We start from the raw sequence: 17,028 nt of genomic DNA, 5'->3' as shown, positions 1-17,028 counted from the left end.
TTCATCCGTCCACTCCCCGCCCCGAGCGACCTCGGGCCCCTTGACCCACCGCTGATACCCGCACAACCACGCCGCCTTCGGGTGTCTCTGACAGTTTCGACAGCGGTCGAACCCACCTCAACTGCGGCGTAATCCATTTTTGGCAAGCACTTGAAAAGGCGTGCCTTTTTGAATGCGTCTCGATTTGAGTGAAGGGCGGGTGAAAGGAGACACGGGTCGTTCAGAGACCGGTTCTGGTCAAAACGCCAGTCTCCGAAAGTCGGATGGCCTCGCTAAACCCCTTTGAAAAAAAAGAAAAAAGGCCCGCTCTGGGGCCTCGTCTCGGGTTCGCGAATGGTTTGTGGCGGAGCCGAAGGGATTCGAACCCTCGAGACGGTTTCCCGCCTACTCCCTTAGCAGGGGAGCGCCTTCGACCACTCGGCCACAGCTCCGCTGACCCGTCTAATGAAACACGTGCAGGGGGGCAAGAGGGCGAATGCGGGAAAATGACGATCCGGATCAGGTGTTGAACAGGAAGTGCAGAACGTCGCCGTCCTTGACGGTGTAGCCCTTTCCTTCGGCCCGCATCTTGCCGGCTTCCTTGGCGCCCTGTTCCCCACCCAGCGCCACGAAATCATCATAGGCGATGGTTTCGGCCCGGATGAACCCGCGTTCGAAATCCCCGTGGATCACCCCGGCGGCCTGCGGCGCAAGCGTACCCTGGCGGATCGTCCAGGCGCGGGCCTCTTTCGGGCCGACGGTGAAGTAGGTTTCAAGGTGCAATAGCTCGTAGCCCGCCCGGATCAACCGGTCCAGACCGGCCTCATCCAGCCCCATTTCGCCAAGGAACATCTCGGCCTCTTCCGCATCCAGCTGGCTGATCTCTTCCTCGATCTTGGCCGAGATGACGACGGCCCCTGCGCCCTGCGCCGCGGCCATTTCAGCGACCGCCTTGGAGTGGGCATTGCTGGTGGCGGCGTTCTCTTCCTCGACGTTGCAGACGTAGAGGATGGGTTTCTGCGTCAGTAGTTGCAGCATCTTCCACGCCTTGGCGTCCTCGGCGTCCACCTGAACCGAACGGGCGGGACGGTCGTTTTCCAGCGCCTCTTGCGCGGCGGCGAGCAGCCGGTCCTGCTGCTGTGCCTCCTTGTCGTTGCCCTTCAGCTTGCGGACGAGGTTGGCGCGGCGCTTTTCGATACTTTCCAGATCGGCGAACATCAGTTCCAGCTCGATCACCTGCGCGTCGTCGACCGGATCAACCCGGCCCTCGACATGGGTCACGTCGCCGTCTTCGAAACAGCGGACCACATGGGCGATGGCATCGCATTCGCGGATATTGGCCAGAAACTGGTTGCCGAGGCCCTCGCCCTTGGAGGCGCCTTTCACGAGGCCCGCGATATCGACAAAGGTCATCCGGGTCGGGATAATCTGCTTGGACCCGGCGATTTCCGCCAGCTTGTCCAGTCGCGGATCGGGCACCGCGACCTCGCCCACGTTGGGTTCGATCGTGCAGAAGGGGAAGTTCGCGGCCTGCGCCGCGGCGGTCTTGGTCAGCGCGTTGAAAAGGGTCGACTTGCCGACGTTCGGCAGACCCACGATGCCCATCTTGAAACCCATGTCCCGGTCCTTTGCGCGAAGAATGTTCCGGGCGCTTCTACGGCCCCCGAAGGGGCCATGCAAGCAAGGCGTCAGCCTTTCTTCGCAGGGGTCCGGCCAAAGTTCGGGGCATCGGTGTCCTGCCCGGCCTCGATGATCCCGCGGCGGATGGCGCGGGTCCGGGTGAAATAGGCGTGCAGGTGGTCGCCATCGCCGGTGCGGATCGCCCGTTGCAAGGCGAACAGCTCTTCGGTGAAACGGCCAAGGATCTCCAGCGTCGCCTCCTTGTTGGTCAGGAAGACATCGCGCCACATGGTCGGATCACTGGCCGCGATCCGGGTAAAATCCCGAAAACCGGCGGCGGAATACTTGATTACTTCACTGTCGGTCACGCGGCGCAGGTCATCGGCGACGCCGACCATCGTATAGGCAATCAGGTGCGGCGTATGGCTGGTGACCGCAAGGACAAGATCGTGGTGTTCGGCATCCATTTCCTCGACGTTGGACCCCATCCCTTCCCACAGCGCCCGCAGGCGGGCCGTTGCCGCCGCGTCCGCGCCTTCGGGCACGAGAATGCACCAGCGGTTGTCGAACAGCTCGGCAAAGCCCGAGCGGGGGCCGGAATGTTCGGTCCCCGCAAGCGGGTGGGCCGGGATGAAATGCACGCCCTCGGGGATATGCGGCCCGACCGCCTCGATCACCGATTTCTTGACCGATCCGACATCCGACACGGTCGCGCCCGGCTTTAGCACCGGCGCGATTTCGGCGGCGACCGCCCCCATCGCACCCACGGGCACGCAAAGCACAACAAGATCGGCACCTTCGGCCGCCTCCGCCGCGCTGTCGCACACCCGGTCGCATAGGCCAATGTCGCGGGCCGTGGCGCGGGTCTCGGCGGACCGGGCAAAGCCCGTCACCTCGCCCGCCAGCCCGGCGCGCTTGATCGCCCAGAACATCGACGAGGCGATCAGCCCCAGACCGATCAGGGCCACCCGATCATAGACCTGCGCCATCAGCGAACCCCTTTGAACTGGCCAATCACGTGGACAACGCGGCGACAGGCGGATTCCTCGCCCACCGTGATCCGCAGCCCCTGCGGAAAGCCGTAGCCCCCCACCCGGCGCACGATAATCCCATCGGCCCGCAACGCGGCGTCACATCCCGCGGCCTCTTCTTCAGAATTGAACCGCGCAAGGACGAAATTCGCGTGGCTTTCGTCGGCTGCGACACCGATATCGTTCAGCGCCTCGACCAGCCAGGCGCGGTTACGGGCGTTGTCGGTCACGACCTTGGTCAGCCAGTCCTGATCGCGCACCGCCGCTTCGGCCGTGGCCAATTGGGTCGGGGACAGGTTGAACGGCTGGCGGATACGGTTCAGCACCTCGATGATCTCGACCGGGGCATAGCCCCAGCCAATCCGCAACCCACCCAGCCCATAGGCCTTGGAAAAGGTGCGGGTCATGATGACGTTTTCGCGGGCCTCCACCAGGGATGCGCCACCGTCCGACCCATCGGCAAATTCGGTATAAGCCCCGTCAAGCACCAGAAGCGCCTTTTCGGGGATACCATTGGCCAACCGGGCCAGATCCTTCTTGGACAGGATCGTCCCCGTCGGATTGCCGGGGTTGGTGATAAAGACGATCCGTGTTTTGGGTGTGCAGGCCGACAGGACCGCATCGACGTCCACGCGACGGTTCTTTTCCGGCACGCAAACCGGTTTCGCCCCGACCGCATGGGCCAGGATCGGATACATGGCAAAGCCGTGCTCGGTGTGAATGACCTCATCGCCCTTGCCGGCATAGGCCTGCGCCACGAATTGCAGCACCTCGTCCGAGCCGACGCCGCAGATGATCCGCGCGGGGTCCAGACCGTGCACCTCGGCAATAGCGGACCGAAGGTCGGCATGATCGGTGCCGGGATAGCGATGAAGGGTTGCGGCGGTTTTGGCGAAAGCGGCTTTCGCCTTGTCCGACGGTCCATAGGGGCTTTCGTTGGCAGAAAGCTTCAACACCTCGGTCTTGCCCGCAATCGTGGCTTCGCCGCTTTTGTAAAGCGCGATTTCCATGATCCCCGGTTGCGGTTTGATCTTGCTGGCCATGGCCGTATTCCCTGACATCCCAGGCCCTTCCTTAGCGGCGGGGCGACTGGCTTTCCAGAGTCAAGACCGCGCATCTGCCGGTTACCCCAACCCTGTGGCAAAAAGGAAAAGGCCGCGGCGGTTTCCCGTCGCGGCCCCTCGAATGGATCGGCGCGAACCTTAGTTCTGCGCGTAGTATTCGATAACGAGGTTCGGTTCCATCTGCACCGCGTAGGGCACATCCGACAGACCCGGGGTCCGCACGAAGGTTGCGACCATCTTGGAATGGTCAACTTCGATATAATCGGGAACGTCACGCTCCGGCAGTTGCGAGGCTTCCAGAACCAGCGCCATCTGCTTGGACTTCTGACGGACCTCGATCACGTCGCCTTCTTTCACACGGTAGGAAGGAATGTTCACCTTCTTGCCGTTCACGGTCACGTGGCCGTGGTTCACGAACTGGCGGGCAGCAAAGACGGTCGGCACGAACTTGGCGCGGTAGACGACGGCGTCCAGACGGCGCTCCAGCAGGCCGATCAGGTTCTCGCCGGTGTCGCCCTTCACCCGTTCGGCTTCGGCGTAGATGCGGCGGAACTGCTTTTCGGTCAGGTCGCCGTAGTGGCCCTTCAGCTTCTGCTTGGCGCGCAGCTGCAGACCGAAGTCGGACAGCTTGGCCTTGCGGCGCTGGCCGTGCTGGCCGGGGCCGTATTCGCGGCGGTTGACCGGGGATTTCGGACGACCCCAGATGTTTTCGCCCATCCGGCGGTCAATTTTATACTTGGCAGAGGTGCGTTTGGTCACCGTCTGATCTCCTTCGAGTTATGCGAGGCCCCGGGGGGCCACTATGAAGGGCGTTGTCCTTACGGGCGGACCCGTGACAGGCATCCCCTTGCGGGGGCCACCAACACCAATGAACGCGCGGCTTATATAGCGGGGGCGGGGAGAGTCAACGCCCTTCCCCGCCCCACTGAAGAAAACTTGTCGAATGCGGTCTAGGACGCCCGCTGGCGCCCGTCATGCCGCAGAAGCGCGGCCTCGGATTTCGACAGAACACGGCGCGCATAACTGCCATAAGCCTGCGGGTCGCCGCGCAGCACGGGCAACAGATCGTAAAGCCGGGTCTGCTCTTCCAGACCCAGATTGTCCAGCGCGGCACTAGCCGGATGGAAACTTTCGGTTTCGACCGAGTTGGCAAAGACCACTTCGTGGCATTCCAAGAGCAGGTGGATATAGGTCACCTCGCGCACGGAATGGTCCACAAGGATCGTTTCGTCATTCACAAGATCGCGGGCCGTGGCCAGCACCTCGTCGCAATTGAACAGCGCCCGTGCCTTGGCGCCGCGCACCATGACCCGGTGATCCGGCGACACCAGCAGGCCCGCGTCTGGCACGCCTTTGTCCAGCGCCCCTTCGCGCAGCCGGATCGGCGACAGATGCGGCATGGCATATAGACGCGCGCCGGTGATCCGCCGCTGGCCGATCCAAAGCAGTTCCTGACAGCCATTGTCCTTGGTCTGGATCATGTCACCTTCGGACAGGTGTTCCACCAGCCGCGGGCCACGTTCCGTCAGTATTTCCGTGCCGGGAGTGAAACAGATGACCCCGCCCGGCAGGTCGGCGGACTGGTCGCGCTGATCAAGGTCGATGTTGTGGGACACGATCCACAGTTCCGCGTGGCGCGGCGGCAATTCCCCGGTGAACATCAAAAGTGGCGGTCGCCCGGAACCGGCATCGATCAGGGTAACGGTCCAAGTGGACCGCCCATCCGTGACGTTGAAACTGCGTTCGAACGCTGGGGCCGCGATTTCGCCATCCAGGTGCAGCCCCGCCGCCGACGCATCAACCGCGCGCAGCAACCGGCGGACGCTCATCGCTGCCCGCCTGCGAAGATCTGCCTCTCCGGCCGCTTCACCCAACGTCAGGACCGTCGCGGGTCCATCAACCCGAACGGGCTCTCCGGACCAGACCCAAACGGCTCCGACCCTCAGGTTTTCGAACGGGGCGGACCATCTTCCGTCCAGTTCGGTTTGCGACCAGGAAATGACGAACGTGCCATGAAAGCCCGTCTTCATGCCTGTATTCTGCCTCATGCTGTGCCCGCGTCATTTGTCGCGCGGTGCTACGGGGCGAACCTAACAAGCCTGATTCGGACGAATCAAGATACTTTAAGGACAGGCGTTAACTTTTTGGTCAGAAGTTGAAATTCAGCTTCACCGATCCGACGAACTGCCCCTCGGGCTGGCCTTCGAATTCCTCTGACAGGTAGGTCAGTCCGTATCCCCAGCTGACCTCGGGCCCCAATTGCCAATGCGCCATCGCCCGAACCCGCAGCCGGTCCGGCAGGGCGGTGACACCCGCATCTTCAGGCAGGTATCGGCTTTGGCCGACAATGGCATAGTCCATGCCAAGGACGTAGGTCGCGCCCTGCGCAAGGGGTGTAATACCCGGATACAGCTGTCCGGTCGGAACGTCGCGCAGCCACAGACCGCCCTGCCCTGCCTCTCCCAGCATGATATCGCCACCGATCCGCACCATGTCTTCGACCCCGGCCTGCGCTTCGACAAAGGGGCGCAGTACGGTGGTTTCCGACAGGTGCAGCGGCCAGGAAAGCTCGGCAGTGCCGCTGAAATAGAAGGCGTCGGCGATCTGGTTGTCGACGACCGCGTTGGACAGGCTCGGCAGGCTGAACATATCGTGGAAGGCTGCTTGCAGGTCCGACACGCGGGTCTGCGGCCCGACGGCGGTCAGGTCGGCCCCGATGCTCGCCTCGGCCTGACCCAGCGTGAAATGAGTATGCGCCCCGACAGACAGCGCACCGACATATGGGCGGTCATCCGATCCCGGTCCATTCAGGCGGGACGGAGCGATGATTTCGGACCGGAAGCGATATTCGATGATTTCGCCGGGCGCCCCAGGCAGGTCACCCGACCAATCCGGCCCGCGCACCAACGAAAATACATAGGACCCGGTCCGCCAGCGGTCATAGGTGTCGCCGAACTGGTCATTGTTGAACAGGCGCCCGACGCCAAGTGTCTCACGCTCGAGCCCGAACGACAGGTCAAGCGTCGTGGCGGGATGGGCGCCCCCAAGGGCAATTCCGACAGCCCCGATCAGCCAATAAAACCGCATGGCGTGTTCAACCTTTCAATTTCCGACATACCCTGTTCAGAACGGCCCGTATGACCGCCCGGAATGTCATTTTTATGGCGATCGCTGATCCCGGCGGATCAACCGCATTTCGAATAGCCGCAAGAGGCGCAGGTCATGCACCCTTCGACCATCCGCATCTCGTAGGACCCACAGGACGAACAGGCCTTGCCACGTGGCGCGCCGTTCACCTGCATCACTTCGGCTTGCGGATCGGCCTTCAGCCCCAGGCCTTCGCCCGCAAGAAACCCGGTCGAGATCATGTGCTTTTCAATCACCCCGCCGATGGCGGCAAGAATCGACGGGACGTACTTCCCTTTCATCCAGGCGCCTCCGCGCGGGTCAAAGACCGCCTTCAGCTCTTCCACGACAAAGGACACGTCCCCGCCACGCCGGAACACCGCCGAAATCATCCGGGTCAGGGCCACGGTCCATGCGAAATGCTCCATGTTCTTGGAATTGATGAAAATCTCGAACGGGCGGCGATGGCCGCCGACGACCAGATCGTTGATGGTGATATAAATCGCGTGTTCGCTGTCGGGCCATTTGACCTTGTAGGTCGCGCCTTCCAGTTCCGCCGGACGATCCAGCGGTTCGGACAGATAGACGACCTCTCCCCCATCGACGGCGGCCGGGCTATCTGCCGGGGCTTTCTCTTCAGACACACTCAGCACCGATCCGGTCACATCGTTGGGGCGATAGGTGGTGCAACCTTTGCAGCCGGTCTCGAACGCCTCCATATAGACGTCCTTGAAGGCCTCAAAGCTGATGTCCTCGGGGCAGTTGATCGTTTTAGAAATGCTCGAGTCGATCCATTTCTGGGCCGCCGCCTGCATCCGCACGTGGTCCAGCGGCGCCAGCGTCTGGGCGTTCACAAAGTAATCGGGCAGCGGCGCATCGCCGAACTTGTCACGCCACATCTGCACGGCATAGTCCACGACCTCTTCCTCGGTCCGCGATCCGTCTTTTTGCAGGACCTTGCGGGTGTAGGCATAGGCAAAAACCGGTTCGATCCCAGAACTGACGTTCCCGGCATAAAGCGAAATCGTCCCGGTCGGCGCGATGGACGTCAGAAGCGCGTTGCGGATGCCATGTTCGGCGATTGCCGTTTTCACATCTTCATCCATCTCGCGCAGCGATCCAGAGGCCAGATACTTGTCTTTATCGAACAGGGGAAAAGCGCCCTTCTCTTTCGCAAGATCGACGCTGGCCAGATAGGAGGCACGCGCGATGGCCTTCATCCATTCCTCGGTCTTGGCCGCCGCCTCCTCCGAGCCATAACGCAGACCGCACATCAATAGCGCATCGGCAAGGCCCGTAACCCCCAGCCCGATCCGCCGTTTGGCCTGTGCCTCTTGCGCCTGCGCCTCCAGCGGAAAGCGCGACGCATCCACCACGTTATCCATCATCCGCACGGCGGTCGCGACCAGCTCTTTCAACTCGGTCAGGCAGACATGGGCGGCGTCTTCGAACGGGCTGTGGACCAGCCGGGCAAGGTTGATCGACCCCAGCAGACAGGCGCCATAGGGCGGCAGGGGCTGTTCTCCACAGGGGTTCGTCGCCGCGATATCCTCGCAATAAGCAAGGTTGTTCATCTGGTTTATGCGGTCGATGAAGATCACGCCCGGTTCGGCATAGTCATAGGTCGACCGCATGATCCGGTCCCACAGATCGCGGGCCTCGACCGTCTTGTAGACGCGGTCGCCGAATTTCAGCTCCCAGCTACCATCCGCCTTGACAGCTTCCATGAAGGCATCGGTCACCAGCACCGACATGTTGAACATGCGCAGACGGGCCGGATCGGATTTCGCGGTGATGAAATCCTCGATATCCGGATGGTCGCAGCGCATCGTTGCCATCATTGCGCCCCGGCGCGACCCGGCGGACATGATCGTGCGGCACATGGCGTCCCAGACGTCCATGAACGACAAGGGGCCAGAGGCATCCGCCGCCACCCCGTGCACCGCCGCGCCCTTGGGCCGGATGGTCGAAAAATCATAGCCGATCCCGCCGCCCTGCTGCATGGTCAGCGCGGCCTCTTTCAGCATGTCGAAAATGCCGCCCATGCTGTCGGGGATCGTGCCCATGACAAAGCAGTTGAACAGAGTTACCTGTCGCGCGGTTCCGGCGCCTGCGGTGATCCGACCGGCGGGCAGGTATTTGAAATCCTCCAGCGCGGCATAAAACCTGTCTTCCCAGTCACTTGGGTTTTTTTCGACCGCTGCCAGCGCCCGCGCGATCCGGCGCCAGCTGTCCTCGACTGTCGCATCAATAGGCGTCCCGTCCGCCTGCTTGAAGCGGTATTTCATGTCCCAGATCTGTTCGGCGATGGGGGCAGCAAAACGGGTCATCGGCAGGGGGCATCCTTTGGCAGAAGTCGCAGTGAGAGGGCACACAATAGGGCGGGTCCCCCGATTTGACTAGCGCCCAGCGGCACTAAATACCCGGGCACTGGCAGAATCGTTGGCAGGGGCCTACCCTACCACATCTAGGGGGAACACGTGAAGAACACCGTCCATCTCGTCAAGCTATCGGTCGGCACCGAAGATATCGCCAATCTGGCCCATTGGCAGACCATGCGGCAGGCACAGACCTCCGACGGGCTGCCGCGCCACGTCACCCGGATGTGGCCCAAGCGCGAGGCAGAAGTGCTGAACGGCGGGTCGATTTATTGGGTGATCAAGGGGCAAATCCTGTGCCGCCAACGCATCCTGCGGCTGGACGAGGTCGAGGGCAGCGATGGTATCCGCCGATGCGCCATCGTGCTCGACCCCGAGTTGATCCGCACCGCGCCCACGCAGAAGCGCCCGTTCCAAGGCTGGCGCTACCTGAAACCCGAGGACGCCCCCATCGACCTTGGCACAGCCCGCGCCGACGATGACGCCCTGCCCGCAGACCTTTCTGCCCAGTTGGCCGAGATTGGGGTGCTATAGCCCGAGGATGAACTCCAGCCGGTCGAGGGTGGCCCGGTTTTCCGGTCCCCAATCAGCGCTGCGGCTTTTGAACAGGGTCGCCTGCGAGGAATGGATCAACCCGTCCGACAGGATCTTCAGCCCGTTGGCCCGCAGGGTCTCACCGGTCGAGGTGATATCGGCAATCGCCTCGGCGGTTTCGTTCTTTACCGTGCCTTCAGTCGCGCCCTGGCTATCGACCAGACGATAGTCCGCCACCCCGTTGTCGCGCAGGAAATCGCGGGTCAGCCGGTGGTATTTCGTAGCAATACGCAGGCGGAATCCGTGGTTGCGCCGGAACTGCGCCGCCGCCGCGTCCAGATCGTCGAGCGTGTCCACATCGACCCAGGCCTGCGGCACGGCGATGATCAGGTCGGCCCCGCCAAAGCCCATCGGCTGCAGTTCCCGCACGCGGCTTTCCCAGCCGGCCAGCTTTTCGCGAACCAGATCGGACCCGGTCACGCCCAGATGGATCCGGCCCGCGGCCAGTTCGCGCGGAATCTCGCCCGCGCTGAGCAGCACCAGTTCCAGCCCGTCGATCCCTTCGACCGTTGCGGAATATTCCCGGTCGGACCCGGTCTTGACCAGCTTGACGCCACGCGCGCCGAACCAGTCAAAGGTCTTTTCCATAAGCCGCCCTTTGGACGGCACGCCCAGTTTCACCGTCATTGGCCCGTCCCCCGCAGATCGACCACCAATTCGGGGCGGATAACCGCGCCGACGGCAGGAATGGCCCGGCCCTGCCCCAGCACCCGCGTCAGCGCGTCATAGCGCCCGCCGGTGGCGACAGGTGGCAGATCGGGGCGGCCGGCGGCGTAGAACCCAAAGACGAAGCCGTCGTAATATTCCATCGACGTGCGGCCGTAATTCCCTTCGAAATCAAGCGCATCCACCTCGACGCCCCGGTTGAACAGCGCGGTGATCCGTGCGTCCAGCCGGGTGACAGCGGCGCTGATCGCTGGCAGGTCCACGGCGATGTCACGCAGGTTCGACAGGACGTTGGGGCAGGTTTCCCGCAAAGACAGGATCGCATCCAGAAGTGCGATTTCCTCGGCCGAGATCGGCGGCAGGGCGGCATCTTCACGCAACGCGTCGATCCGGGCCGACACCTCGTCCCAGCCGCGCAGCCCCATATCCGGGCCTGCCTTGGCGCGGGGGTCGGGTTCGGCCAGAAGGGCGATGCGGCTGGCCGGCACAGGCGTCTTGCCGCCAAAGCGGTCCAGGAGGGCGCGGAACCGGCGCGGCCGCCAGATATGCCGCATCAGCGCGGCCTTGCGGGCCTCGGACGTCTTCAGTCCCGAGACCGCGGCCATCAGCACACCGATATCGCCGGTCGAGGCACGCACCGGCAGCCCATCCAGCGCCTGCGCCACCAACGCGAAGACCTCTGCGTCAGCCTCTGCCGGGGCCTTTCCGTCAAAGACCTCGTATCCGACTTGAAGGTATTCGCTGGCCCGGCCAGTGTCCTCTTCCTGCCGCCGGAACACCTCGCCCGCATAGGTATAGCGGGCGGGTTCGGCGCGGCTTTCCATATGCATCTGCACCACCGGAACCGTGAAGTCCGGACGCAACATCATTTCCCCGCGCAGCGGGTCGGCGGTGACATAGGCGCGGGCGCGGATATCTTCGCCATAAAGGTCCAGCAGGGTTTCGGCCGGCTGCAGGATGTCAGCCTCGACCGGCAGCCCCCCGGCGGCACGGAACAGATCCGACAGGCGCGCGGCCTCGGCACGGGCGGATGCGGCGGCGGTCACTGGCCCTGGCTTTCCAGAATCTCGCGGACCTTGGCGACAAGATCGGCGCGCGGAACTTCGTACTGGCTGGGCCGGTCTTTCCATTCTTCCAGCGTGGCGTTCTTGGCGATCTCGGCCCCTAGGATCAGGTCCTTGATCTGCACAACGCCCGCGTCCTTTTCCGCCCCGCCTTCGATCACGGCGATGGGGGAATTGCGCTTGTCCGCGTATTTCAACTGGTTGCCGAAGTTCTTGGGGTTGCCAAGGTAGACCTCGGCCCGGATGCCGGCACCCCGCAGTTCCGCCACCATCGCCTGATAATCGGCCATACGGTCGCGGTCCATGACGGTCACAACGACCGGCCCCTGCGCCGTGCCGCCCATGCGCCCCTTGGCCCGCAGTGCGGCCAGCAATCGGTCCACCCCGATGGAGACACCGGTTGCGGGCACTTCCTGCCCGGTGAAGCGCTTGACCAGATCGTCATAGCGCCCGCCCCCGGCGACCGAACCGAACTGACGCGGGCGGCCCTTTTCATCAAGGATTTCAAAGGTCAGCTCTGCCTCGAACACCGGGCCGGTGTAATAGCCAAGGCCACGGACGACGGAAGGGTCGATGACAATGCGGTCAGGCCCATAGCCACCGGCGGCCAGAAGGTCCGCGATCTCGCGCAGTTCGGCAACACCTTGCGCCCCGACCTCGGAGGCGCCAACAGCGTCCGACAGGTTGGCCAGCGTTTCGGCATTGTCCGCGCCTTTCGACGTCAGGAAGGCGACAACCGGCGCGGCCTGTTCATCCGAAAGCCCCACCCCGTCGATATAGGCGCCCGAGGCATCCAGCCGCCCCTTGCCCAGAAGCTGGCGCACGCCTTCCTCGCCGACCTTGTCGAACTTGTCGATGGTGCGCAGGACGGCATCCTTGCGGTCCTGATCGTCGCCAAGGCCCATCGCCTCCAGCACCCCGTTCAGAACCTTCCGGTTGTTCACCCGCACCACATAGTCGCCGCGCGGGATGCCGACCTCTTCCAGCGTGTCGGACAGCATCGCGCAAATCTCGGCATCCGCCGCGACCGACCCGGACCCGACCGTATCGGCATCGCATTGATAGAACTGGCGGAACCGGCCCGGGCCGGGCTTTTCATTGCGCCAGACCGGACCCATCGCGAAGCGGCGGTAGGGGGTTGGCAGGTCGTTGCGGTGCTGCGCATAAACCCGGGCCAAAGGCGCGGTCAGGTCATAGCGCAACGCCAGCCAGTCGCCGGGTTTGTCACCCTCGGCGTCCTCTTGCCAGGCGAACACGCCCTCGTTCGGGCGATCAACGTCGGGCAGGAACTTGCCCAGCGCCTCGACCGTCTCGACCGCACTCGATTCCAGCGCCTCGAATCCATAGCGATGATAGACCCCGGCGATCTTTTGCAGCATCTCGCTGCGCTCGGTGACTTCGGCACCGAAATAGTCGCGGAAGCCCTTGGGCGTTTCCGCCTTGGGGCGCGGGGTTTTCTTGACCTTGGCCATGGTGTCCTCGGGCGGTATCGTTCGGGGCCGCGTTTATCGCGGCTTGGGTCAAAGGGCAACGGCTGCGGCGCTTCCCCTCTCGCGCCCCGGCGCGGGCCGTGGTAAATGGCGCCATGACCGACACAACCCGCATCGAAGAAGATATCGCGCACCTGCTGCGTACCGTCGACGACCTGTCTGACGTGGTCGCTCGTCAGGAAAAGGACATCGACCTGCTGAAACGGCGGCTGAACATCCTGATGGAGCGTGAGGCAGAGCGGGAAATGGATGCAGGCGGCACCGTGCCGTTGGCCGATCAACGCCCACCGCATTGGTAGGCAGGGCGGTCGTCGGCGCATTGCCTGCCCGTGGGGTGGCGATGCAACGCCCAAGCAGGGCGGTTTATCGTTCAATTTTCGCGTGACCTGACCGGGGCAGAGCGTTGGTTGCCAATCGCCAGCCCGCCGGGGCGGGCAGGCGATGCGCGGGCGGCCTGCGGCCTTGCTCCCGCGACAACAGCGCCCTAGATTTCCTCGACCTCCAGAACGCCCTCAAGGCTGCGCAGCGCGCCCTTGATCTGCGGCGTCACCGGGTAGGATTGGCCAAGGTCCAGTTCCACCTCTCCCGGCAGGCTGGGGTCCATCAGGCAGAAATAGATCGGACCCTTGCCGCCCCGCACCCCGTCGGCCAGTGCACGATCCAGCACCGATTGCACCACCGGCACCGCCTGCGCCTCTTCTAGGTAAATCTTCAACCCCGTCGCCCCGGCATCGGCCACCGCCACGTCAATCGGCGACGCGCTCCGGCCCAGCAGCTTCAACTGGTCCGACTCCATCGTCGCCTCGGCCTGAATGACCACCTGCGCCCCGGTCTCAAGGAAATCCCGGCAGGCCTCCAGCGTGTCGGAAAACAGGGTCACTTCGAAACTGCCCGTCGGGTCCGACATCTGGACAAAGGCAAAGCGGTTGCCGCGCGCAGATTTCCGCTCCTGCCGCCCGGCAACGGTTCCGGCCATCTTGACGATGCAGGCGCCGCGTTCGGCCTTGGCCGTCACCTCGTCCAGCGTCAGGACGCCCTTGCGCTTCAGCGGGGCAAGGTAGTCGTCCAACGGGTGGCCCGACAGGTAGAACCCCACGGCCTTAAATTCTTCGGCCAACCGTTCGGCGGGCAGCCAATCGGCACAGCCCGACAGGCGCGGTTCGGGCAGGTCATCCCCAGCCTCGCCAAACAGGGACACCTGATTTGAATTCTTCTGATCGTGGACCGCCGCCGAATAGGCGACCAGCGCATCCAGACTTTCAAAAACACGCCTGCGGTTGGGATCAAGCTGATCAAAGGCCCCGGCGCGGGCCAGCATTTCCATCGGTCGCTTGCCGACCCGTTTCAGGTCGACCCGGCGGGCAAGGTCAAAAAGCGTGGCAAAGGGTTTTTCGCCCCGCCCCTCGACGATCAGGCCCATCGCATCGGCGCCGACGTTCTTGAGCGCGCCGAGGGCATAGACCAGCTTGCCGTCCTTCACGTCGAAGGTGGCGAGCGACCGGTTCACGCAGGGCGGGATATAGTCGATCCCAAGGCCCTTCTTCACCTCTTGGAAATAGACGGCCAGCTTGTCAGTCAGGTGGATATCGCAGTTCATGACGCCCGCCATGAACTCCACCGGGTGGTTCGCCTTCAGCCACGCGGTCTGGTAGCTGACGACCGCATAGGCGGCGGCGTGGGATTTGTTGAACCCGTAGTTTGCGAATTTCTCCAGAAGGTCGAAAACCTCGCTCGCCTTCTTCTTGTCCACACCATTGGCGGCGGCCCCGGATTCGAACTTGGGGCGCTCGGCGTCCATCGCCTCCTTTATCTTCTTGCCCATCGCGCGGCGCAGCAGGTCGGCGCCGCCAAGGCTGTACCCCGCCATGACCTGCGCAATCTGCATCACCTGTTCCTGATAGACGATGATGCCTTGGGTTTCTTCAAGGATATGGTCGATCAGCGGATGGACCGATTCCAACTCGCGCTGGCCGTTCTTCACCTCGCAATAGGTGGGAATGTTCTCCATCGGGCCGGGACGATACAGCGCCACAAGCGCCACGATGTCTTCGATGCAGGTGGGTTTCATGCGCTTGAGCGCATCCATCATGCCCGAACTTTCCACCTGGAACACCGCCACCGTCTTGGCGCGGGCGTAAAGATCATAGGTCTTTTCGTCGTCCAACGGGATCGCGTTGATCTGGTTCTCGGCCCCTTCGGCGGGCTGATAGATCTGGCTGCCGTCCGCGGCTTCGTGCAACTGCCGCCCGGATTTGTGGATCAGGTCGATGGCGTTTTGCACCACGGTCAGGGTCTTGAGGCCCAGAAAGTCGAACTTTACCAGACCGGCCTGTTCCACCCATTTCATGTTGAACTGGGTCGCGGGCATGTCGGACCGCGGGTCGCGATAGAGCGGCACAAGCTGATCCAGCGGACGGTCCCCGATCACCACCCCGGCGGCGTGGGTCGAGGCATTCCGCAGCAACCCTTCGATCTTTTGCCCGTAGGTGAGAAGCCGGTTTACGACCTCTTCGGAATTGGCCGCCTCGCGCAGGCGCGGTTCGTCGGCGAGCGCCTTTTCGATGCTGACGGGTTTGACCCCCTCCACGGGGATCATCTTGGAAAGTTTATCAACCTGCCCATAAGGCATTTGCAGAACACGGCCCACGTCGCGGACCGCCGCCTTGGACAGAAGCGCACCGAAGGTGATGATCTGGGCCACCTTGTCGCGCCCGTATTTTTCCTGGACGTAGCGGATCACCTCTTCGCGGCGGTCCATGCAAAAGTCGATGTCGAAGTCCGGCATCGACACCCGTTCAGGGTTCAGGAAGCGCTCGAACAGCAGGCTGTAACGCAGCGGATCAAGGTCGGTGATGGTCAGCGCATAGGCCACAAGGCTGCCCGCGCCCGACCCCCGGCCCGGCCCGACCGGGATATCGTGGTCCTTGGCCCATTTGATGAAGTCGGCAACGATCAGGAAGTAGCCGGGGAACCCCATGCCTTCGATGATGCCCAATTCAAACTCCAGCCGGGCCTCGTAGTCCGCAACGGGGGCAGCATGGGGGATCACCGCCAGCCGGTCCTTGAGCCCCTGTTCCGCCTGACGACGCAGTTCCTGCACCTCGTCATCCGCGAACTTCGGCAGGATCGGCGCGCGTTTATAGGCTTTGAAAGCGCAGCGGCGTGCGATCTCGACCGTGTTTTCCAACGCCTCGGGCAGGTCCGCAAACAGGGTCGCCATTTCCTCGGGCGATTTGAAATAGTGCTGCGGGGTCAGCCTGCGGCGCGGTTCCTGCTGGTCCACATAGGCGCCCTCGGCGATACAGATCAGCGCATCATGTGCCTCGTAGATGTCGCTGGCCGGAAAGTAGACATCATTCGTCGCGACCAGCGGCAGGTCCATGGCATAGGCCATTTCCACATGGCCCTGCTCGGTCAGCCGCTCGGCCTCGGGCAGGCCGCCGTCGGTCGGGTGGCGCTGCAATTCGACATAAAGCCTGTCGCCGAAAATATCCTTCAGCCGGGCCATCAGCGATTCCGCCTTGGCGTGCTGCCCGGCCCGCAGCAATCGACCAACCGGTCCGTCGGGCCCGCCGGTCAGGCAGATCACGTCACCCGCGTTTGCGGCAAGATCCTCTATCGTGACATGGGGAAGCTGCCCATCCGTGCGCAGATAAAGGCAGGAATTCAGCTTCATCAGATGTTCATAGCCCGCCTCGGACTGGGCCAGCAGGACCAGCGGTGCGGGGGCGTCGGGACGCTTGCCCGGCTCTGGCGCCACATATTCCAGATCGATCTGACAGCCGATGATCGGCTGCACCCCGGCGCCACTGGAATATTCCGAAAATTCCAGCGCACAGAACATGTTATTGGTATCTGTGACCGCCACGGCAGGCATGTTCGCCTTGGCCGCCATCGCGGCAAGTTTCTTGACCGGAACCGCCCCTTCAAGAAGCGAATATTCCGTGTGAACGCGCAGGTGGATGAACTTTGGATTGGCCGACATGGCCGCAAGCTAGCCCAGTGCCGTGGCCGGT

The 17,028-nt window shown here is 63.2% G+C and carries 13 protein-coding genes and 1 tRNA gene; 2 read left to right on the top strand and 12 right to left on the bottom strand.

Annotated features, from left to right (window positions below; all coding sequences use genetic code 11):
* Window positions 1-341: 341 nt before the first annotated feature.
* The 8 genes from U3648_RS02445 to U3648_RS02410 form a co-directional block, all read right to left on the bottom strand.
* A tRNA-Ser gene (locus U3648_RS02445) sits at window positions 342-431 on the bottom strand.
* Window positions 432-498: 67 nt separating this feature from the next.
* Entirely contained in the window at window positions 499-1,596 is a 1,098-nt protein-coding gene (ychF, locus tag U3648_RS02440; RefSeq protein WP_420857643.1) for a redox-regulated ATPase YchF, read from the bottom strand.
* 71 nt (window positions 1,597-1,667) lie between these two features.
* Window positions 1,668-2,588, bottom strand: a complete 921-nt coding sequence (locus U3648_RS02435) for a prephenate/arogenate dehydrogenase family protein (RefSeq protein WP_420857642.1) — start codon at window positions 2,586-2,588, stop codon at window positions 1,668-1,670.
* A complete protein-coding gene (hisC, locus tag U3648_RS02430) occupies window positions 2,588-3,673 on the bottom strand; it encodes a histidinol-phosphate transaminase (protein ID WP_420857641.1) in 1,086 nt (361 codons plus the stop codon). The genes U3648_RS02435 and hisC overlap by 1 nt, the downstream gene beginning before the upstream one ends.
* A 159-nt stretch (window positions 3,674-3,832) precedes the next feature.
* Window positions 3,833-4,453, bottom strand: coding sequence for a 30S ribosomal protein S4 (gene rpsD, locus U3648_RS02425; RefSeq protein WP_420857640.1), 621 nt, complete (start codon window positions 4,451-4,453; stop codon window positions 3,833-3,835).
* Window positions 4,454-4,644: 191 nt separating this feature from the next.
* Window positions 4,645-5,724, bottom strand: a complete 1,080-nt coding sequence (locus tag U3648_RS02420; RefSeq protein WP_420857639.1) for a Hint domain-containing protein — start codon at window positions 5,722-5,724, stop codon at window positions 4,645-4,647.
* Between the two features lie 118 nt (window positions 5,725-5,842).
* Entirely contained in the window at window positions 5,843-6,781 is a 939-nt protein-coding gene (locus U3648_RS02415; RefSeq protein WP_420857638.1) for a lipid A-modifier LpxR family protein, read from the bottom strand.
* Window positions 6,782-6,879: 98 nt separating this feature from the next.
* The gene (locus U3648_RS02410) at window positions 6,880-9,150 is read right to left on the bottom strand and encodes an adenosylcobalamin-dependent ribonucleoside-diphosphate reductase (protein WP_420857637.1); all 2,271 of its coding nucleotides are present in this window, start codon (window positions 9,148-9,150) and stop codon (window positions 6,880-6,882) included.
* Between the two features lie 150 nt (window positions 9,151-9,300).
* Here U3648_RS02410 and U3648_RS02405 point away from each other — a divergent pair, with 150 nt between their 5' ends.
* The gene (locus U3648_RS02405) at window positions 9,301-9,732 is read left to right on the top strand and encodes a DUF1489 family protein (RefSeq protein ID WP_420857636.1); all 432 of its coding nucleotides are present in this window, start codon (window positions 9,301-9,303) and stop codon (window positions 9,730-9,732) included.
* Here U3648_RS02405 and hisG read toward each other — a convergent pair.
* Genes hisG through hisS form a run of 3 tightly spaced genes read right to left on the bottom strand, consistent with a single transcriptional unit; the run spans window position 9,727 to window position 12,994 of the window.
* A complete protein-coding gene (hisG, locus tag U3648_RS02400; protein ID WP_420857635.1) occupies window positions 9,727-10,419 on the bottom strand; it encodes an ATP phosphoribosyltransferase in 693 nt (230 codons plus the stop codon). The genes U3648_RS02405 and hisG overlap by 6 nt on opposite strands.
* Window positions 10,416-11,504 carry an ATP phosphoribosyltransferase regulatory subunit gene (locus tag U3648_RS02395; RefSeq protein WP_420857634.1) on the bottom strand — a complete coding sequence of 363 codons (1,089 nt, stop codon included), beginning with the start codon at window positions 11,502-11,504 and terminating at the stop codon, window positions 10,416-10,418. The genes hisG and U3648_RS02395 overlap by 4 nt, the downstream gene beginning before the upstream one ends.
* Complete coding sequence (gene hisS / locus U3648_RS02390; protein ID WP_420857633.1) at window positions 11,501-12,994, bottom strand: histidine--tRNA ligase; 1,494 nt, start codon at window positions 12,992-12,994, stop codon at window positions 11,501-11,503. The genes U3648_RS02395 and hisS overlap by 4 nt, the downstream gene beginning before the upstream one ends.
* 113 nt (window positions 12,995-13,107) lie before the next feature.
* Between hisS and U3648_RS02385 the strand changes: the two genes are divergently transcribed.
* Window positions 13,108-13,311 (top strand): SlyX family protein, encoded by a 204-nt coding sequence (locus U3648_RS02385; protein ID WP_420857632.1) that lies wholly within the window; start codon window positions 13,108-13,110, stop codon window positions 13,309-13,311.
* A 185-nt stretch (window positions 13,312-13,496) separates the two neighbouring features.
* Here U3648_RS02385 and dnaE read toward each other — a convergent pair whose 3' ends face one another.
* Window positions 13,497-16,997 carry a DNA polymerase III subunit alpha gene (gene dnaE, locus U3648_RS02380; protein WP_420857631.1) on the bottom strand — a complete coding sequence of 1,167 codons (3,501 nt, stop codon included), beginning with the start codon at window positions 16,995-16,997 and terminating at the stop codon, window positions 13,497-13,499.
* Window positions 16,998-17,028 lie beyond the last annotated feature (31 nt).

Origin of the sequence: Marivivens marinus (assembly GCF_035969385.1) — a bacterium.
Classification (GTDB): Bacteria; Pseudomonadota; Alphaproteobacteria; order Rhodobacterales; family Rhodobacteraceae; genus SELP01.
This window is presented reverse-complemented; position numbering and strand designations above follow the sequence as displayed.